This window comes from Pseudomonas sp. yb_5 (assembly GCF_043103865.1).
Classification (GTDB): Bacteria; Pseudomonadota; Gammaproteobacteria; order Pseudomonadales; family Pseudomonadaceae; genus Aquipseudomonas; species Aquipseudomonas putida_Y.
This window is the reverse complement of record NZ_JBICKE010000100.1, coordinates 92,226-110,592: the sequence shown is the minus strand read 5'-3', so window position 1 is coordinate 110,592 and position 18,367 is coordinate 92,226. Positions and strand designations below refer to the sequence as shown.

At 63.6% G+C, this 18,367-nt stretch carries 21 protein-coding genes; 8 read left to right on the top strand and 13 right to left on the bottom strand.

The features are described 5' to 3' along the window. Positions 1 to 138: 138 nt before the first annotated feature. Entirely contained in the window at positions 139 to 732 is a 594-nt protein-coding gene (locus tag ACF8GF_RS17715) for a DUF4157 domain-containing protein (protein WP_392488267.1), read from the bottom strand. Further along, a complete protein-coding gene (locus tag ACF8GF_RS17710) occupies positions 719 to 1,282 on the bottom strand; it encodes a TetR/AcrR family transcriptional regulator (protein ID WP_176684636.1) in 564 nt (187 codons plus the stop codon). The genes ACF8GF_RS17715 and ACF8GF_RS17710 overlap by 14 nt, the downstream gene beginning before the upstream one ends. Before the next feature lie 89 nt (positions 1,283 to 1,371). Between ACF8GF_RS17710 and ACF8GF_RS17705 the strand changes: the two genes are divergently transcribed. Together ACF8GF_RS17705 and ACF8GF_RS17700 are read left to right on the top strand one after the other, a co-directional pair. Further along, positions 1,372 to 2,103, top strand: a complete 732-nt coding sequence (locus tag ACF8GF_RS17705) for an SDR family oxidoreductase (protein ID WP_176684635.1) — start codon at positions 1,372 to 1,374, stop codon at positions 2,101 to 2,103. Positions 2,104 to 2,132: 29 nt separating this feature from the next. After that, entirely contained in the window at positions 2,133 to 2,747 is a 615-nt protein-coding gene (locus ACF8GF_RS17700) for a 2-hydroxychromene-2-carboxylate isomerase (protein ID WP_176684634.1), read from the top strand. Here ACF8GF_RS17700 and ACF8GF_RS17695 read toward each other — a convergent pair. The 5 genes from ACF8GF_RS17695 to ACF8GF_RS17675 all read right to left on the bottom strand — a co-directional run bounded on the left by ACF8GF_RS17695 (position 2,720) and on the right by ACF8GF_RS17675 (position 6,520). Continuing rightward, positions 2,720 to 3,019 carry a hypothetical protein gene (locus ACF8GF_RS17695; RefSeq protein ID WP_245355123.1) on the bottom strand — a complete coding sequence of 100 codons (300 nt, stop codon included), beginning with the start codon at positions 3,017 to 3,019 and terminating at the stop codon, positions 2,720 to 2,722. The genes ACF8GF_RS17700 and ACF8GF_RS17695 overlap by 28 nt on opposite strands. A gap of 2 nt (positions 3,020 to 3,021) precedes the next feature. Beyond that, positions 3,022 to 3,567 carry a cupin domain-containing protein gene (locus ACF8GF_RS17690; RefSeq protein WP_003248033.1) on the bottom strand — a complete coding sequence of 182 codons (546 nt, stop codon included), beginning with the start codon at positions 3,565 to 3,567 and terminating at the stop codon, positions 3,022 to 3,024. Between the two features lie 81 nt (positions 3,568 to 3,648). Then, the gene (locus ACF8GF_RS17685; protein ID WP_209966411.1) at positions 3,649 to 4,854 is read right to left on the bottom strand and encodes an MFS transporter; all 1,206 of its coding nucleotides are present in this window, start codon (positions 4,852 to 4,854) and stop codon (positions 3,649 to 3,651) included. An 83-nt stretch (positions 4,855 to 4,937) separates the two neighbouring features. Next, a complete protein-coding gene (locus ACF8GF_RS17680) occupies positions 4,938 to 5,471 on the bottom strand; it encodes a cytochrome b (RefSeq protein ID WP_176684632.1) in 534 nt (177 codons plus the stop codon). Next, positions 5,468 to 6,520, bottom strand: coding sequence for a catalase family peroxidase (locus ACF8GF_RS17675; protein ID WP_392488266.1), 1,053 nt, complete (start codon positions 6,518 to 6,520; stop codon positions 5,468 to 5,470). The genes ACF8GF_RS17680 and ACF8GF_RS17675 overlap by 4 nt, the downstream gene beginning before the upstream one ends. A 124-nt stretch (positions 6,521 to 6,644) precedes the next feature. On the opposite strand from ACF8GF_RS17675, the gene ACF8GF_RS17670 reads away from it, so the two are divergent. Both ACF8GF_RS17670 and ACF8GF_RS17665 read left to right on the top strand, forming a co-directional pair. Further along, on the top strand, positions 6,645 to 7,166 hold the full coding sequence (locus ACF8GF_RS17670) for a sigma-70 family RNA polymerase sigma factor (protein WP_021782377.1): 522 nt from the start codon (positions 6,645 to 6,647) through the stop codon (positions 7,164 to 7,166). Continuing rightward, complete coding sequence (locus tag ACF8GF_RS17665) at positions 7,163 to 7,915, top strand: anti-sigma factor family protein (RefSeq protein WP_392488265.1); 753 nt, start codon at positions 7,163 to 7,165, stop codon at positions 7,913 to 7,915. The genes ACF8GF_RS17670 and ACF8GF_RS17665 overlap by 4 nt, the downstream gene beginning before the upstream one ends. 40 nt (positions 7,916 to 7,955) lie before the next feature. Here the strand turns inward: ACF8GF_RS17665 and xthA are convergent, their stop codons facing one another. Beyond that, the gene (gene xthA / locus ACF8GF_RS17660) at positions 7,956 to 8,768 is read right to left on the bottom strand and encodes an exodeoxyribonuclease III (protein ID WP_176684629.1); all 813 of its coding nucleotides are present in this window, start codon (positions 8,766 to 8,768) and stop codon (positions 7,956 to 7,958) included. A 162-nt stretch (positions 8,769 to 8,930) separates the two neighbouring features. Between xthA and ACF8GF_RS17655 the strand changes: the two genes are divergently transcribed. From ACF8GF_RS17655 to ACF8GF_RS17645, 3 genes are read left to right on the top strand one after another with little or no spacing between them, the layout of a single operon-like run. Next, a complete protein-coding gene (locus tag ACF8GF_RS17655; RefSeq protein ID WP_176684628.1) occupies positions 8,931 to 9,581 on the top strand; it encodes an N-acetyltransferase in 651 nt (216 codons plus the stop codon). A gap of 52 nt (positions 9,582 to 9,633) precedes the next feature. Further along, on the top strand, positions 9,634 to 11,376 hold the full coding sequence (locus ACF8GF_RS17650; protein WP_339443143.1) for an autotransporter assembly complex family protein: 1,743 nt from the start codon (positions 9,634 to 9,636) through the stop codon (positions 11,374 to 11,376). Further along, on the top strand, positions 11,373 to 15,047 hold the full coding sequence (locus ACF8GF_RS17645) for a translocation/assembly module TamB domain-containing protein (protein WP_392461052.1): 3,675 nt from the start codon (positions 11,373 to 11,375) through the stop codon (positions 15,045 to 15,047). Before ACF8GF_RS17650 ends, ACF8GF_RS17645 begins: the two co-directional genes overlap by 4 nt. Before the next feature lie 19 nt (positions 15,048 to 15,066). Here ACF8GF_RS17645 and ACF8GF_RS17640 read toward each other — a convergent pair whose 3' ends face one another. The 4 genes from ACF8GF_RS17640 to ACF8GF_RS17625 form a co-directional block, all read right to left on the bottom strand. Next, positions 15,067 to 15,621 carry a DUF2589 domain-containing protein gene (locus tag ACF8GF_RS17640; protein WP_392488264.1) on the bottom strand — a complete coding sequence of 185 codons (555 nt, stop codon included), beginning with the start codon at positions 15,619 to 15,621 and terminating at the stop codon, positions 15,067 to 15,069. Positions 15,622 to 15,696: 75 nt separating this feature from the next. Continuing rightward, entirely contained in the window at positions 15,697 to 16,341 is a 645-nt protein-coding gene (locus ACF8GF_RS17635; RefSeq protein ID WP_176684625.1) for a DUF2589 domain-containing protein, read from the bottom strand. Positions 16,342 to 16,404: 63 nt separating this feature from the next. After that, positions 16,405 to 16,785: a Mor transcription activator family protein gene (locus ACF8GF_RS17630; RefSeq protein WP_003248057.1), complete on the bottom strand. Its 381-nt coding sequence runs from the start codon at positions 16,783 to 16,785 to the stop codon at positions 16,405 to 16,407. Between the two features lie 251 nt (positions 16,786 to 17,036). Beyond that, a complete protein-coding gene (locus tag ACF8GF_RS17625) occupies positions 17,037 to 17,495 on the bottom strand; it encodes a hypothetical protein (protein ID WP_392488263.1) in 459 nt (152 codons plus the stop codon). A 151-nt stretch (positions 17,496 to 17,646) separates the two neighbouring features. Here ACF8GF_RS17625 and ACF8GF_RS17620 point away from each other — a divergent pair, with 151 nt between their 5' ends. Continuing rightward, a complete protein-coding gene (locus tag ACF8GF_RS17620) occupies positions 17,647 to 17,835 on the top strand; it encodes a hypothetical protein (protein WP_003248064.1) in 189 nt (62 codons plus the stop codon). A gap of 36 nt (positions 17,836 to 17,871) precedes the next feature. Here ACF8GF_RS17620 and ACF8GF_RS17615 read toward each other — a convergent pair whose 3' ends face one another. Continuing rightward, complete coding sequence (locus ACF8GF_RS17615) at positions 17,872 to 18,246, bottom strand: fe2+ zn2+ uptake regulation protein (RefSeq protein WP_176684623.1); 375 nt, start codon at positions 18,244 to 18,246, stop codon at positions 17,872 to 17,874. Positions 18,247 to 18,367 lie beyond the last annotated feature (121 nt).

Here is an 18,367-nt window from a genome sequence, read left to right as displayed (position 1 = left end):
CCAATCTCCACCCGCCGTTCACCGTTGCCGCCGCTACCGTATTCGCGGGTAAACCCGCTCCTACCTTGGTTTGCGCTAACGGCTGAATTTTGCGCCGGGCAAGACAGGCGCTGTAGATGTGGAGCGCAATGGCAGCGATCAGCGGGCCAGGCCTGAACGACGCTCGCGCAGCGCCTTGTCGACTTCGGCCTCGACCTTGTAGGCCGGCCCCTCCAGGTCGTCGAAGTTGCGCGTATAGCGTCGGGCAAACTCCTCCACACCCAGCTCCTGATACTGCTGCACATGCTTGAGCTCGTGCGCCCACAAGGCCACGTTGTCCTCGGCATCGGCGGCCCGGCGGAAGATGATCGTGTCGATCAGTGTAACGGCGTTCACATCGGGGTTCTGCAATAGCGCATTGGCTGCGCTCATCTGTTGCTCATCCCCCACCCGAAAGCGCGCTGCGTCGAGCACGGCAAAGTCATACCAAGGTTCAAGCTGCGCCCGAATATGCAACGGAATCGGCTGAACACCGCTGGCCGTGGCTTCGTCGCGGGCCTGGCGCAAGGCGTAGGCAAGGCTGGACGAGGCCATGACCTCCACATCCTTGAGGATCTGCCCGGCCTGGCCCGGGTCGATCGGGGCGCAGAAGCAACCCATCAGGCACACCTGATACTGCCCAGGCGGGCAGGCCTGCTCGGCAAACGCTGGCAGGGCCAATAGCAAACCCAACAAGGCACTAATCTGCCTCATGCAGGGCCTGTTCGACAAACTGGCGGCTGGCGCCCAGTACCTGCGCTTGCACGCTTTCACTGGCCAGCATGCGCCCGACCAGCACTGCCCCTACGCACTGGCTGATCAGCACCCAGGCCAGTTGCTCATCCTCCAGGGTTGTGCTCCAGGCCTGGTGCAGTTCTACCAGCCAGTGCTCAGCCACTTCACGCACCGGCGTGTCGGCCCGGGCGATTTCCACTCCCAGCGGCGGCAACGGGCATCCACCTTCGGCATTGCGCAGGTGGGCCAGGCTCAGGTACTGCTGCAGGCAGCGGCCCAGGCGTTCGCGGTTGGCTCCTTGGCAGGCCAGGCGTATCAGGGGGCTGTTGCTCAGCTCCTGGCGTACCACCTCGGTAAACAGGTCGTCCTTGGACGGGAAGTGGTTATAGAAAGCACCGCCGGTCAGGCCGATCGCTTTCATCAGCCCGGCCACGCCGGTGCTGGCAAATCCCCCGCGCTTGGCCAGCGCGCCGCTGCTGGCCAGCAGCCGTTCGCGGGTTTGCTGTTTGTGTTCGTTGGAGTAGCGCATTCACATGCCTCGGCAGACAGGCTTGACGATGACCGCGATCATAACATAGCGTTCGTTTACTAAACGATCATTTACCCATGGAGGCAGGCATGTCAGAACAACAAAAAGTAGTGCTGGTGATCGGGGCGGGCGACGCCACTGGGGGCGAGATCGCCAAACGCTTTGCGCGTGAGGGCTATGTTGCCTGCGTAACTCGGCGCCAGGCCGACAAACTGCAGCCGCTGTTGGAGGAAATTCGCGCCGCTGGCGGCCAGGCTCACGGTTTTGGCTCTGATGCGCGCAAGGAAGAGGAGGTTACGGCGCTGGTGGAGACTATCGAGCGTGATATAGGCCCGATTGAGGCATTTGTCTTCAATATCGGTGCGAATGTACCGTGCAGTATCCTCGAGGAAACCCCGCGCAAGTACTTCAAGATCTGGGAAATGGCCTGCTTTGCCGGTTTCCTCACCGCGCAGGCGGTGGCCCGGCGCATGGTTCAGCGTGAGCGTGGCACCCTCCTGTTCACCGGTGCTACAGCCGGTACCCGCGGCGCAGCCGGTTTTGCCGCCTTCGCCGGGGCCAAGCACGGCTTGCGTGCCCTGGCACAGAGCATGGCGCGCGAGTTGGGGCCACGCAACATCCATGTCGCCCATGTGGTGGTGGACGGTGCCATCGACACGGCCTTCATCCGCGACAGCTTCCCCGAGCGCTATGCCCTCAAGGACCAGGATGGCATCCTTGACCCGGCGCACATTGCCGACAGTTACTGGTTCCTGCACGCACAGCCTCGCGACGCCTGGACCTTCGAGCTGGACCTGCGCCCCTGGATGGAACGCTGGTAAATCCCCGTTAACCCGCAAGGATCTTAACCATGCACACGTCTGTCGACTTTTTTTTTGACCTGGGCAGCCCGGCCAGTTACCTGGCCTGGACCCAACTGCCGAACCTGTGTGCCCGCCAGGGCGCCACGCTGCGCTACCGGCCAATGCTGCTTGGCGGGGTTTTCCAGGCTACCGGCAATGCTTCGCCGGCCATGATCCCGGCCAAAGGGCACTACATGTTCACCGACCTGGCCCGCTTTGCCGAACGCTATGGAGTGCCGTTCGGGATGCCGCCGGGCTTCCCGGTCAATACCCTGACTTTGATGCGCGGCGTGACAGGTACACAATTGCATTCACCGGATCGGTTCGAGGCATTGCTAACGGTGCTGTTCACCGGGCTGTGGGTACAGCGCCGCAACCTGAGCGACAGCGCTGTGCTGAATGAAACACTCGCGCAGGCAGGCTTCGACCCGCAGGTTTTTCACGCCCTGGCCGCTGACAGCGAAGTAAAAGCAGCACTAAAGCAGGCGACCGAGGCGGCTGTGGCGCGCGGGGTGTTTGGCGCGCCCACCTGTTTTGTCGGTGATGGGATGTTCTTCGGCCAGGACCGTCTGGACTTTGTCGAGGAGGCGCTGCGTCAGGGCGCCAACAGCCTCTCCAGCTGAGTGCGTTCCCACAGGCTGAGCAGGTCTGTGGGGTTGGTGCCATAGCGCTGCCAGTGCTCGAGCCCGGCCTGTTCGCCGTCGGGGGCTTGGCAATGAACGCAATGCGCCAGGCCTTCGGCATCCAGCGCCAACGTCAGTTGCCAGCCCTGGATGCCGACATCGACCAGGCCGTCATCGCGGCGTTCAGTCACCTCAAGGGGATGCACGCCAAGGGCCACATTGCGCAGGCACTGATAGACATCCCGGGTGCTCAGTGAAGCTCTGTGGGTCAAGATCAGAAATTCGCCGGCGTGTTGGCGCTGATGATCTCGGCCTCATCCGGGCCGATGTTCTTGAAACTGTGCGGCAGGGTCGTGGGGATATAGTAACCGTCGCCCGAGTTGAGCACGCTGACCTGGCCATCGACCCACAGCTCGACGGTACCACGGGTGACCAAGCCGCATTCTTCGCCTTCAGCATGCACGATCGGCTCGCCAGAGTCGGCGCCGGGTGCGTACAGCTCACGCAGCATGCGCATTTGCCGGCCTTCGACACTGGCGCCGACCAGCAGCATGCGCAGGCCATTGCGCCCCAGGTCTGGTTGTTCGCCACCACGGAATACGTAGCGCTCTTCGCGCACTGGCTCGTCGAAGCTGAAAAACTCCGCCAAGCTCATGGGAATGCCTTCGAGCAGCTTTTTCAGGGAGCTGACCGAAGGGCTGACGCGATTCTGCTCGATCTGCGAGATCGTCGAATTGGTCAGTCCGCTGCGGCGGGCCAATTCCCGTTGGGAGAGATTGTTGCGTTCACGCACCAGTTTGAGTCGCGTCCCCGTGTCCATAGCCGCCTTGTAATCAGAGGTGTCAATAATAATGAGCGATGCGCATTAAAACACACTCTGCGCCCTTGCGCGCTGTGCTTCTCAGACCCGCTGCTCACGCGGCATTGGCCACAGCCCGACCAGCAGCAACAGCACGGCCACGGCCAAGAATGGCAAGCGCGGATCAAGGGCATACACCAAGGTACCGGCGAGTGGCCCGATCACCGCGCCCATACCTTGGGCGGCGCCAATGGAACCGGCTGTGGCGCCTTGCTCAGAGGCCTGCATGGCATTGGCTGCCAGTGCCGAAAACGCCGGGAACACGAAGCCCATGCCCGCTGCCGCAACAAAGTAGCAAGCCCACAGCCAGGGGGCCGTGGTGGCCAGCGAGCCGCAGGCAAAGCCCAGTGCCGATACCGTGGCACCCACCCGGATCATCTTCAGCGGTGGCCACTCCAGTTGGCGCAGTATCACCTGCGCCAGCATCAGCGCCACACCTACGGTGGTCAGGGCGATGCCAGCCGCCTGGGCCGCTTCGGCAGGGCCCAGATGCAAGCGGTCGAGGGCAAAGAAACCGACGATGATCTGCGACACGGTCACACTGAGCATGGCGCTGAATGCCACCAGCAGCGGCCGGCGCAGGCGCGGGTCGTTCAGCCGCACCGGGCTGGGGGCGTGGCTGTGCGTCAGAGCCTGTGGTTTAAGGGTAAAAAACAGCACGAGGAAGGCGGTGGCCGGCAGTAGCGACATGATATGGAACGGCAGGCTCAGGCTGTGCCGCGCCAGCAGTGCGGCCAGCGCCGGCCCGACCACCAGACCGACGGCGTTGGCCGCTCCCAGTGAGGCCATGGCCCGCGCCCGGCGTTGCGGCTCGACATGGTCGGCGATCAGCGCATTGCAGCCTACCGGGATGGCGGCATAGAAGGCGCCGATGCAACCGCGCGCGATCATCAGGCCGATGAACGCCAAGGTTGCCCCCGGCAACCAGCGTAGTGCGCCTTCGACGAACAGGCACAGCAGCCAGTAGGCCAGGGTAAAGCCAGCGCTGCCCAGCAGCAGGATGCGCCGGCGGCCCAGGCGGTCTGCCGCGCGCCCCCAGGGCCGGGCCAGCAGTACCCAGACCACGCCGGCCACGGTTATGGCGGCGCCGGCTTGCCAGGTGGCCATGCCAAGCTGGCGGGCTATCGGGCCGATCAGGGCGACGAAGGCCATCATCGACATGGTGCAGGCCATGTTGGCCAGCAGCAGCGGGCGCAAGTCCAGGGTGCTGGCAGGTAGAAGGGTTGCAGGATCCTTTGCGGCGTTCATAGGCAGTCCAAGGCAGAGCGGCAAGCAAAAACCGATATTATTAGGAATCATTATCGATTGTCGAACCCCTGGGCTGCTGCAGTTCATTCACTGCGGCGCAAGGGGCCAGGCCACATGCTACGCAACACACCGTCGCGGCGCACCCACGCATGCATCAAGGCTGCACCCACATGCACCAGCACCGTGGCGAACAGCAGGTAGCCGGCCCAGCCATGGGCCTGGCGCAACACGGCATACAGCTGCAGGTTGTGGGGGGTGATGGCAGGCAAGCCGAGCGGGCGCGGGTAATCGCCGGCTGACAGCATGGCCCAGCCCAGCAGTGGCATGCCCAGCATCAGGCCATAGAGCAGCAGATGCGAGGCCCCGGCGGCCCAGCGCTGCAGTTTTGGCAGGTCGTTCGGCAGGGGCGGGTGGGGTACGGCCAGGCGCACAGCGATGCGCAGCACCACCAGCACCAGCAGGGCCAGGCCGGTGGCCTTGTGCAGGCTGATCAGCACCGGATGGCGTAGAGACAGGTCGGCGACCATGCTCACGCCGATGAACAACATGGCCAGGATCAGCACGGCCATCAGCCAATGCAGCAGACGGGCGAAAGGGTGGAAGGTTTCAGGTTTCATGGCTTGGCTCCGGTGCTGAGCGACTCGCGGCTACGGCGGTTGAACGATTCCGAATAGGCGGCCGAGCGGGCGGCAAGAATCGGGTCCGCCGATGCCTCTATACCGCGCGGCAGGATCAGCGGGTCGAAGTTGAGGTCGCGGCAGGCCCCTTGCTCGGGGGCGTCCACCTGTTCCAGCACCAAAGTGCCGGCGTCCACGCTGCGCCGCTCGGCGGGCCACCGCCGTGCAGGATCGTCCACGGCGTCGCCTGGTTCGGCCAGCACCAGACGCAGCTTCCAGCGCAACGGGCCTTGGGCAAGGCGTTGCTGCAAGTCGTGTTGCAGGAATTGCTTGTCATCAACCTGGGTGGGCAATGCCGCAAATGCAGTTTGTGGCTCGAGCTGCCAACGCACCGGGTGGGCCGCGCCAGCGGCGTCGATCAGGCGGAAGGCATTGATACTGTGGTATTGCGTGTTGGCGAAGCTGTCGCTGGGTTTGTAGCCCGCCGCCCATTGGCGAAACGCCGCGCTTTCCGGGTGGGCGGCAAAGAACGCCTGCAGCTTGCCAGGGTCCGGTTTGCCGGTCGCCGGGTCTGGTGTGCTCGCCAGTACTTGCTGGTAGAACGCTTGCGGCGTGCTGACTGCCAGCACCGGAGGATTGTTCATGCCCGTCCGCCAGACCTGACCGTCGTCGGTGCTTAGCTGAATTGCCAGGCTGCGTACGGGTATAGCGGTATCCGGGGCGAATGGGTTGGCACCGCCGATGGCAAAACGGCCCACCACCGGCACCCGTTGCTGGCTGAAGGCGCGCGCCGTGGACAGGTTGGCGGCCTGCCCGCTGGCCTGGAAGTAGCCGCTCACGCACAGGCCCTTGGCGTGGTTCTTGCGATAGCCGGGGTAATGCCCGGCCTGGGCTTCGAAGGTGTCGATGATGCGCTGTGGCGTCAGCCGGGATTCGCCGAGCCAACCGGCGGCATAGGCAAAGCCGGCACCTGCGGCCAGCAGCACGCCGCCAATGGCGGCCAGGCGCAAGGCTTTGGCCGGGCCGTGCAAGGGTGTGTTCATGGTCAATGTCCGGTTCAGTGAAGGTGCCAGTACGACGGGGCAGGGAAAAAGTTATTCCCTCATCGGGAATAGAATTTGTTCACAGGCGTCTGCCCTTTACACTGACAACCCCAGAGGCCGGTACCTGACCATGCACGATTTGGACGACCACCAGTGGCGCGAGCTGCTGGCCCGCCTGCGCCGCTTTGCCGTGTGGCTGACCCGCGAGCCGGGCAGCGCCGACGACCTGGTGCAGGCGACGGTCGAGCGGGCCCTGAGCCGCCGCGACCAGCAACGGGACGCCGATGCCCTGCGTGCCTGGCTGTTCACCATCCTTTATCGACAGTTCCTCGACGGTAAGCGCCGTGAGCGCTTGCATGCGCGCTGGTTGTCCTGGTTCGGCCGTAACGAGCGCGACGAAGAGCCGGCTGGTGACAACATCGAAGCCATCGTCCTGGCCCAGGCCGACCTGCAGGCCTTTGCCCGGCTATCGGCGGAGCAGCGTGCCTTGTTGTTGCTGGTCAGCATCGAGGGCTTGAGTTACAAGGAGGCCGCCCAGGCCTTGGGCATCCCCATCGGCACTGTGATGTCGCGCCTTTCGCGCGCGCGCAATGCCTTGCGCGAACTGACCGAGGGCAACCCCCAGCCCCCGGCCTTGCGGAGACTGAAATGACGCGCCTGATCCCCACCGATGATGAATTGCACGCTTACGTCGATGAGCGCCTGGAACCTGTGCGCCGGGGCGAGGTGCAGGCCTGGCTGGCGGCCAACCCGCAGGCTGCGGAACGGGTGGAAGGCTGGCGCGCCGATGCCCGGCGGCTGCGTACGGCACTGGCGGGATTGGGCGAGCTGCCCGGTGCAGCGCAGTTGGACCTTGGCCAGTTGCGTCGGCAATTGCGCCAGCGTCGGCAGCGGCGCTGGGCTGCGGCGGCGGTGGTGATGCTGGCGTTGGGTGTGGGGGGCTTGGGTGGCTGGCAAGTGCGCGATGCAACCCTGGCACGAGCCGACCTGCCCATGGCTGACGCTGTTCAGGCGCATCGTTTGTTCGCCGGCAGTGAAACACTGGATATCCAGGCCAGTGATCCTGGGCAGTTACGCGATTGGCTGGGGCGCTATTTCAGCCGGGTGGGCCAGTTACCGGACCTGGCGGGCTACGGTTTCAAGCCGGTGGGTGCGCGCTTGCTCAGCAACGAACAAGGGCCGGCTGCATTACTGGTGTTCGAGGATGGCAAGGGCCAGCGCATCAGCCTGTTCCTGCGCTCGCCGGGCGACCTTTATCGGCGCATGCCGGACGGGCAGCGGGTCGATGGCCAGCTGGAAGCGCGGTACTGGTCGCATGGGGCTTATAACTTTGCCTTGGTCAGCGCAGCGGACGATGTGCGTGGGGCGGGGGTAGGGGAGGCGTTGAGGCTGGGGTTGTAAGTGTGGGCCCAAGGCATGCACCTTGGGCCCGTCACCAGAGTCAGCTCAACTCCAACCAGATCGGCGCATGGTCCGACGGCTTTTCCATCCCGCGCAGTTCATAGTCCACCCCCGCTGCCTTGATGCGCGGCACCAGCGGCTGTGAGGCCATGATCAGGTCGATGCGCAGGCCGCGCTTGGGCTCGTCCTCGAAGCCGCGGCTTCGGTAGTCGAACCAGCTGAAGCGGTCGGTCACGTCTGGGTACAGATGGCGGAAGCTGTCTACCAACCCCCAGCCTTTCAAGCGTTCCATCCACTCACGCTCTTCCGGCAGGAAGCTGCACTTGCCGGTCTTCAGCCAGCGTTTGGCGTTGTCCGGGCCGATGCCGATATCACAGTCTTGCGGCGAGATGTTCATGTCGCCCATCACCAGCACTGGATGGTCGTTGCGGAACTGGCTTTCCAGCAGTGCCTGCAGGTCGCTGTAGAAGCGCTGCTTGGCCGGGAACTTGGTGGGGTGGTCGCGGCTCTCGCCCTGGGGGAAATAGCCGTTCATGATGGTGATCGGGTTGCCGTCGGCATCGGCGAAGGTGCCCCAGATGAAGCGGCGCTGGGCGTCTTCTTCGTCGGTGGCAAAGCCCTTGTGCAGGCTCAGCGGCGCCTGGCGCGACAGAAGGGCCACGCCGTAGTGGCCCTTCTGGCCGTGATAGTGCACGTGGTAACCCAGAGCCTGCACGTCGGCCAGCGGGAACTGATCGTCGCTGACCTTGGTTTCCTGCAGGCCGATCACGTCCGGCTGGTGCTTTTCGATCAGCGCCGCCAGCTGATGCGGGCGGGCCCGCAGGCCGTTGATGTTGAAACAGACGATCTTCATGGAAAGACAATCCCGGTAAAAGGCGCGATGCTAGCCGACATCGACCTTCATCACCAGCATGGCGGCCAGGCGAGCCTGCTGCTAACGTGCTGTTGGGGGTGAACGAAGCGCGCAGGGGCACCTCCAAGGCACAGTATGCCCATTCCAGGAGGTCTGCCCGTAATGCCCGAAACCACAGCCGCCCCGGCCCGTGTCTGCCTGCTCGATGATGGTTACAGCCGCGAGGCGCGTTCGCTGTTGTACAACGCCTACCGCCACGAGCCCACCTTCGCCTATCTCTTCGAAGCCCAGCGCCCGGGGTATGAGCGGCGCCTGCGGGTGATGGTGCGTGAATGGGTACGCCAGCACTTCTACCTGCAACTGCCCGCCATCGGCCTGTTGGTCGAGGACCGCCTGATTGCCCTGGCCCTGATCGTGCCGCCGCTGCGCCGGCTGGGCGTGGCCGACAGCTGGGCCTGGCGCCTGCGCATGATGCTGGGGACCGGCCTGCGCTGTACGCGGCGCTACATGGATTACCAGGCCGCGTTGGCCGCCTGCCTGCCCACTGACCAGGTACATATGCTGCCGTTGCTGGGGGTGCATCCGCAATTTCAGGGCAAGCACTACGGCGAGCAATTGTTACAAGCCGTGCACGACTGGTGCGCGGAAGACCCAGGCACCCAAGGTGTGGTGCTGGACACTGGTAACGAGCACTACCTGGCTTTTTACCAGCGTCAGGGTTATGAGGAAATTGGTGAAGTAGCTGTAGGGCCGATCCGGGAGAGGGTGTTCTTTCATCCTAATCCAGTCTCGTCAAAACCCGCATTTACCTGAACAGGCCGCCAGGCGGCTCCCTTGAGCGCCTGGCTCTGGTAGCATGCGCCGCATGACGTATTCAGGAAGATTGACCTGGGGCCTGGTTTTCTGGGTCGCCAGTTTCGCAGCATGGGGCCAGAGCGAGTTGTTGGTGAAGGTGAAGCCAGCCAACAAGGCGCTCAAGGCCAATGTCGAAGGCTATATCGGCACTTTGGGTGACCGCGACGAAGAAGCACTTTTGCGCTTCAGTCGCGGGGCAGAGGAGCAGGCGCGCAAAGCGGCACAGGCACTCGGCTACTATCAGGCGCAGATCGATACCGAGGTCAAGCCCGCCAGCGACGCAGACCATCCCCCACAACTGATTATCAGCATCAACCCGGGCGAACCGATTCGCCTGCGCAACGTTACCGTGCGCATCGAGGGCCCAGCCAGCGAGATGAAAGCCTTCCGCGTGCCTGGCAGCAAGGCGCTGCGGGCGGGTGAACAACTCAATCACGGCCATTACGAGGATGCCAAGCGGTTGATCCAGAACCAGGCGTCGCGCTATGGCTTCTTCAGTGGGCGCTTCACTAGTCAGCGTCTGGCTGTCGACCCGCAAGCCGGTGTGGCCGATATCGACCTGGTCTACCAGAGTGGCCCGCGTTATCGCCTGGGCGCCGTCACCTTCGGTGGCGACACGCCGCTGGACGAGGACCTGCTGCAGCGCATGGTTTCGTTCAAGCCGGGCACTCCCTACGACTCGGAATTGATCGCGGAACTGAACAACGACCTGCAATCGAGCGGCTATTTCGAAGGCGTGCGCGTGGATGCGGCGCCCACTGCTGCTGTGGGCGAAGACATCCCGGTGGATGTTCACCTGCAAACCCGTAAACCACGCACCATGGGCCTTGGCCTGGGCTTCTCGACCGACGTCGGGCCACGCGGCAAGGCCAACTGGACCCGCCACTGGGTCAACCCGCAAGGCCACAGCTATGGCTGGGAAACCGAACTGTCGGCACCGCGCCAGAACGTCGGCCTGTGGTACGACATTCCGCTCGACCCGCCGCTGACCGACAAGCTGCGCTTTGCTGGTGGCTACCAGAACGAGGAGCTTGCCGGCACCGACACGCTCAGCAAGCTGTTGACGGTCGGTCCTGAGTGGCACAGCAAGTTGCCCAGTGGCTGGCAGCGGGTGATTTCGCTCAAGTACCAACGTGAAGAATATCGCCTGGGTGACGACTCCGGTTTGAGCAACCTGTTGATGCCGGGTGCCAGCTATTCCTTCCTGCGCAGTGACAACCGCATCGACCCACACAACGGCTATCGCTTGCAGTTCGATGTTCAAGTTGCCAAGGAAGGGCTGGTGTCCGACACCAACCTGCTACACGGCAACGTATTGCTCAAAGGCCTGACCACGCTCGGCCACAACCACCGCTTTCTCGGGCGCGTACAGTTTGGCGGCAGTGCGACCAATGGCTTCAAGAACAACATTCCGCCGTCGCTGCGTTTCTTCGCGGGTGGCGACCAGAGTGTGCGCGGTTACGACTACCAGACCCTTTCCCCGAAGAACAGCGACGGTGACCGTATTGGCGGGCGCTACCTGGTGGCAGGGAGTGTCGAGTACCAGTATTCGCTGACCGAAAAATGGCGCGTCGCGACCTTCGTCGACCAAGGTAACTCGTTCAACGACCTGGAACTGCCCAGCCTCAAGACCGGCGTCGGCTTTGGTGTACGCTGGGTATCGCCGGTCGGGCCGTTGCGCCTGGACCTGGCCAAGGCGCTGGATGACGAAGGGGGCATTCGCCTGCACTTTTCCATGGGGCCCGAGCTGTGAAACGCGTAATCAAATATAGTGTGCTGGGCCTGCTTGGGGGCGTCGCGAGCGTGGGCCTGGTGCTCGGCCTGCTGCTGGGTACCCAGGCCGGCAGCCGCTGGGCACTGGGCAAGGTGCCCGGGCTTGAAGTGGCCGACTTCCAGGGGCGCCTGGCGGGCAGTTGGCAGGCCAGCCGGCTGAGCTGGGCCGACGCCGGCAGCAAGGTAGAGTTACAAGCGCCGTTGCTGGCCTGGTCGCCGGCTTGTTTGCTGCGCGCTACCTTGTGCATTGACCGGTTGCAGGCAGACCGCATTGACATGGCCTTTGCGCCAAGCACCGAACCGGCCGAGAGCGCCCCGCTGGAATTGCCGACCCTGCGCTTGCCGCTGGCCATCGAACTGGGCGAGGTGAAGGTCGGGCAGTTGCGCCTGGATGGCAGTGACCTGCTTGGCGACTTGCAACTGGCTGCGCACTGGACCCACAGCGGGATACGCATCGACAGCCTGCGGCTGCTGCGCGACGACCTGCAATTGAACCTGCAGGGCGACCTGCAACCCGAAGGCGACTGGCCGGTGCAACTGCAGGCGCAGTTGCAGTTGCCTACGGTAGACGAAAAACCCTGGCAACTGGCACTGACAGCCAATGGCCAACTGCAGAAGACGTTGGAACTCGCCGGCACCAGCAGCGGTTACCTCGATGCCACATTGAGCGGGCAGTTGCAGGCATTGGCCGAGCACCTGCCGGCGACCTTGCGCATCCGTTCCGAGGCGTTCAAACCGGCTGGTGCGTTGCCTGACACCTTGCAATTGAACGCGCTTGAGCTCGATGCCAAGGGCGATCTGCTCGATGGCTATCAACTGTCTGGCAGGGCCAGCCTGCCGGCCGAGCAGTCACCGATCGCCTTGGTCCTGTCCGGTCTGGTCGACAGCAAAGGCGCCAGGCTCGATGCCCTGGACCTGACCGCCAGCGACAGCCAACGGGTCAAGCTGCAAGCCACGGCTGACTGGCAGCAAGGCCTGAGCGCCGATGCGCAGCTGGACTGGCAGGACTTCCCGTGGTTGCGTCTGTACCCACTGGAGACTCCCCCCGAAGTCAACCTCAAGCGCTTCAATACCCAGGTGCATTATCGCGATGGCAATTACCAGGGCACCTTCACAGGCGACCTGGACGGCCCGGCGGGAGCGTTCAGCATCGCCAGCCCGTTCGAAGGTGACCTCACCCAGGTGAAACTGCCGCAATTGGCGCTGACCGCCGGCCAGGGCAAGGCAGCCGGCAGTGTCGCCGTACGTTTTGCCGACACCCTGGCCTGGGATGTCGACCTGCAGCTCTCCGCGCTCGATCCGGCGTATTGGCTGGCCGAACTGCCGGGCACCCTGGCGGGGCCACTGCGCAGCAAAGGCGAACTGAAAGGCGATGCGCTTACCCTCGATGCCCAGCTTGACCTCAAAGGCCGCCTGCGTGGTCAGCCAGCCATGCTCAAGGCCGAGGCCCAGGGGGCGGGGCAAAACTGGACCCTGGGCACACTGGCCATCCAGTTGGGTGACAACCGCATCAACGGCAGTGGCAGCTTGCAACAGCGCCTGGCTGGGCGAGTCGACCTTGACTTGCCGCGCCTGGGCCAGCTGTGGCCAAGGTTGCAAGGCCGGGTCAAGGGCCGGCTGGATGTCGCCGGCACCTTGCAGGCCCCGCAAGGTACGCTGACCCTGCAGGGTCAGCGCTTGGCCCAGGCCGAAAACCGCCTGCAGCAGCTGGACCTGGATGCGCGCCTGGACAGCGTCCAGCGCGGTGTAGTCGAGCTCAAGGCAACCGGTATCCACCTGGGTGACACAGCCTTGGGCACGTTGCAGGCCAACGGCAAAGGCGACATTCGCCAGCAGGCCTTGACCCTGGCGCTGGACGGCCCGCAGCTTAAGCTAGACCTTGGCCTGGATGGCCAGTTGAACAAAGGTGACTGGCGCGGGCGCCTGGCCAGTGGCCGAATCCAGGCCGGCGGCCAGGACTGGCAGTTGCAGGCGCCTGCACGCCTGCAGCGGCTGGCCAGCGGCCAGCTCGACTTCGGGGCCCACTGCTGGCGCTCCGGCCAGGCAAGCCTGTGTGGCGACGACCAGCGGCTGGCCCCCGAACCGCGCCTGCGCTACCACCTCAAGCAGTTCCCGCTGGGCAGCCTGGCCCAGTGGCTGCCGAAGGACTTTGCCTGGCAAGGCCTGCTCAACGCCGATATCAATCTGGACATCCCGGCCAGCGGCCCCAAGGGCACTGTCGTTGTCGATGCCAGTGGCGGCACCCTGCGTGTGCGCGACAAAGGCCGCTGGATCGATTTCCCTTACCAGGCCCTGCGCCTGGACAGCACGCTGGCACCGCGGCGCATCGATACGCGCCTGGCGTTTCGCGGTGAGCGCCTGGGTGAGCTGAACGTCAACGCCCGGCTCGATCCGCTGGGCAAGAACAAACCGTTGTCGGGTGATTTCCGCTTGGCCGGTCTGGACCTGTCGGTGGCCCGCCCGTTCGTGCCCATGGTCGAACGCCTGGCCGGGCAGCTCAATGGCAGTGGTCGGCTTTCAGGCACCTTGCTGGCACCTCAGGTCAACGGCAACCTGGTGCTCAGCGGTGGCGAAGTCAGTGGTGCCGAGCTGCCGGCCAGCCTTCAGGACCTGTCACTGCAGGCGCTGATTGCCGGCGAGCAAGTCCAGCTCACCGGTAACTGGCGCAGTGGCGAGGCGGGACGTGGCCAGTTGAGCGGCAACCTCACCTGGGGGCAGGCACTGGGCATGGACGTGCGTCTGCAAGGCCAGCAACTGCCGGTCGCGGTAGAGCCCTACGCCACGCTGGAAGTTGCCCCGGACCTGACCTTGCGCCTGATCGATGACAAGCTGTCGGTGACCGGCAAGGTGCAGGTGCCCAAGGGCAAGATCACTGTACGTGAGCTGCCGCCGTCCACGGTCAAGGTGTCGGATGACACGGTAATCGTCGGTCACCAGACCGAGGAAGGCAAGCCACCCATGGCAATGGCCATGGACATCGATGTCGAAGTGGGTCGCGACAAGCTGTCGTTCAGCGGCTTTGGACTTACCGCCAACCTGCTTGGCCATGTGCACATCGGCGACAACCTCGATACCCGTGGCGAACTGAGCCTGGCAGACGGCCGCTACCGCGCCTACGGCCAGCGCCTCACCATACGCCGGGCGCGCCTGCTGTTCGCCGGTCCGATCGACCAGCCGTACCTGGACATCGAAGCGATCCGCAGGGTCGACGACGTGATTGCCGGCATTCGCCTGAGCGGCAGCGCCGAGCAGCCGACGACCCAAGTGTTCTCGGAGCCGGCCATGAGCCAGGAACAGGCGCTTTCGTACCTGGTATTGGGGCGGCCATTGGGCAATACCGGCGAGGATAACAACATGCTCGCCGAAGCGGCGCTGGGCCTGGGCCTTGCCGGGAGCGCCGGCATTACCGGCAGCCTGGCTTCGAGTCTGGGGATCGACGACTTTCAGCTGGATACCGAAGGTTCTGGCAACAGCACCAGCGTGGTCGCCAGCGGTAACATCACTGAGAAGCTGAGCCTTCGTTACGGGGTGGGGGTGTTCGAACCGGCCAACACGATCGCGTTGCGCTACAAGCTGAGCAAGAGGGTCTACCTCGAGGCCGCCAGCGGGCTGGCAAGCTCACTGGACATCTTCTACAAGCGCGACTTCTAGGCCCGCAGCGTGGCGGCCATCAACGGACGGTGGCCGCCTCGATGAACTCGTTGGTGCCGGGTGAGGGCGGTGGGGGGGTGGCGCGTACCGGGACGATCAGGTTGGTGTATTCCTCGATCAACCGGTTCAAGGCCTCTGGCGGTTCGCTTGCCTGAAACTGCATGCGGATCTGCACTTCGTCCGGGTCGCGGTTTTCGCCCTGACGGCCTTGGCCACCAATGGTGACCTTGAAGCTCGCGGCCTTGCTCTCGCTTGCGGTCAGCAGTGCCTGCTGCGCCTCGGTGCCTTTGACCCTTACCGACAGGTCGACCTGCATGCGCTCCAGGGCCAGTCCTTTCGGTGACACCAGCGCAAACAAGGGGACGCGCATGATGTGCTGCCCATCCATGGCCACCTCGACCATCTTGGCTTTCATGGGGGCGCCCAGTGCTTCGGTGTCGCACTCGAAAAACTGGTCGAACAGGTTGATGTACTGCTGGGCAATCAGGCTGTTGGTGGCACTGGCGGCTTCTTGCAGGCCACGGGTAATTTCACGCAGGTCAATGGAGGTCATGGGGGCGGGGGGCTTTTGCAAAGATTCGACTCCTCAGGCCAGGGTGTGCCCCTCCCAAAACCGGCAGGAGGGGCAATCGGGTCAAGCACCAGCGGTTTACGGGGTCGGCAGGTTTGCAGGCGCGGGCCGTTTCAAGGTATCCGCCTGGGAGATTTCGTCCGGGCATTGCAGTTCGGCGGTTCGGACAACGGTTGGCTTTGTCGCGGCGTCAGTGAGGAACTCGATTACCCTCATCATCGCTTCGGGCGGTTCCTGACGCTTCAGGGTCGTGTTGAAGGCATAGCGGGCGCGAGTATCTGTTTTGCGGGTTTGCGTGGATTTGTGGCTTACGCTGCCTTTCACGTTCAGCCTGAACGGCCCCCATCCGAGTGAGCCGCTAGCTTCTGCATTCATGTCCTTGCTGGAAACATCTTCCGACATCTGGTTGATAACCAGCTCGAACGCTACATTACCCTCTTCGATGGAAATGTTGGGGTGGGTAATGGCCGCCATCAGCGGCACTTTCATGGTCTTGCTGACCACGCCTTTGTACTCGCCCTGTTCATCGACGATGGTTTCGTCGTAGTCGAACTGGATGGCGACTGCCTTGCCATCCTGGACGCATACCTGCATCAGGAAGTCGGCGTACGATTTACTGGCGGTTACCTGCGCCTGGACCATGGCCTGCAAGGGACCGGCGATCATGCGGTCCATCGGCAGGGCATTGATGACGGAGCCTATAAGGCTGTTATCTAACGACATATCGGAAAGCTCGCTCTATGTAGGGGTAAGGCAGCCGCGAATGGCAGCTACGGTGTTCGGGCGTCAGCGCGTGCAAAGCTCCTGGCGCCGGATGTTGCCGATCTGCCGCAGGCTCAGGCCGTACTTGTTGGCCAGCAGGCTGCGGGACAGTCCGTTGGCGCTCTCCTTCTGAATCTGCTGGTTGCGCAGTTGACGCAGAAAGTGGTCAGCCTTGGGGATCTCCAAGGCGACCCCGGCAAAGCGCTTGATCAGTGCGTCGAGCGCTTCGGCCGGCAGCACGTCGGCGAGCTTGGTGCGCTCGCGGTGCTTGGGTATGTACTTGGGCCTGCCGCCGTAGGCGCAGGTCAGTTGGTAGGCGTTTTCGATGCCGATACAGTCGATCAGGGCCTGCAGTGAGTGGGGCAGTTGGCTGATATCGATCTGGCTCAAATCTGGCATTTGCATATGGCGCTCCTTCGGGGTGGATGGGATGTGCGACCCGATCACCCGCGGCGTTATGTCGAAGGTGTGAGCAAATTCTGTGCGACAGCCGAGGCGCGTCGCTAGGCGGCATAGGGGTTGGGGGTTGTAGCTTCGGTGAACAGGATTTGCAGGCAGCGATATCTGGCTCTGTAGGAAATGGCGCCGATATTTGGCTGTGCCGCTTGGTTTCCTGTCGGGTCACTTCCGATGATGTGGAGTGGGTGCGGCACCCCTCAATCGCACGGATAACTGCTCAGCAAGCTGGCGCTACCCAGATAGGCTTGAGGGGTATCGCGCATGCCCGGCGGCAACGTGCGCCAATCGACCAGCAGGCACAGCGCGTGCAACGGCTGGCCGTTGCGCTGGCCGATGACCTGGTCGACAAAGTGGCGGCGGTACAGTACCTGGGTCTGACGCAGTGGCTGTGCCTGGTCGGCCTGTGCCAGTGTCAGTCGGGCCAGGTCGGGCAAGCGGGCTGTGGGCACGCTGAAATGTACCGGTGCAGCATCGGTCTGCAGGTAGCCGGCCTGGCGTACGCGTTGCCACAGTTGTTGCCATTGGCTGGCACCGGCATGGGTGGCCAACTCGCGGCCCAGTTCGAGCAGGTGTTCGGCCGGCGTCTGCTGGGTGTCCAGTGCATGAAGGGAGAGCGGGGTCAGTAACAGCGATGCGAACAACAGGGGTTTGTACATGGTGCCTCCGGCGTGGGTGCTAGGGAGCCCCATGCTTTCAGGCTGACGTCACCCCACCCAGCAGGAAATCCAGCGCCGGGGGCGGTGACCGTTGTATCATTGCCGCGGCTCGTTGCGAGCCATTTGCCCCTGATGTTGCAAGGAACATTCGATGACACACGTGCAGCGCCTCAAATATTCACTTCTGATCATCCTGGTGGTACTGGGCCTGATGCTGGGCCTGTCCCACCTGCAGAAGCAGGGCACGATCAGTGAGCAGACCTTCCAGATGCTGGCCATCGCCATTGCCGTGGTGGTCGTGGTGATCAACGGCATTCTGCGGCGCAAGGTCAAGCCCTGATCTGCGCGGGCCGGCCAGGCATGGCCGGCCATGCGCTCAGCGCGACGGTGTTTGCTCCAGCACGGCGCGCGCCTGGGGGTTGAGCCTGTAGCATTTGTCGCTACCCAGTTGTATGACGCCTTCGGTGCACAGGCGCTTGAGCACTTCGCGCACACTGAGGAACGACAGCGGGATATCCAGTTGTTCCAGTTGTGCGTGCACCCCGCGCACGCCAATGCTGCGGCCATTGCGGTCGGCGGCGTGCAAGGCGTCGATAACCTTGAGGCGGATCAGGCTGGTGCGCAGGCCGAAGGTGCGCAACAGCTCGCGGATCTGTTCGTTGCCGACACGTTCTTCAGCAAATACGTCCTGTCCCTTGGACGCTTTGCCTGGGGCGTGCCCGGCCTGGATCGAGGTTTGCGGGTTGTACATGCGAATGCTCCTTTTCGTGGACGAACCCGAAATGTGGGTGGCTCACTTACTAGGACGAATGAGCACGCAAAAACTGCAACCCATTCGTGAAAAAAATGCCTGTTTCTCATCAAGACGTTCC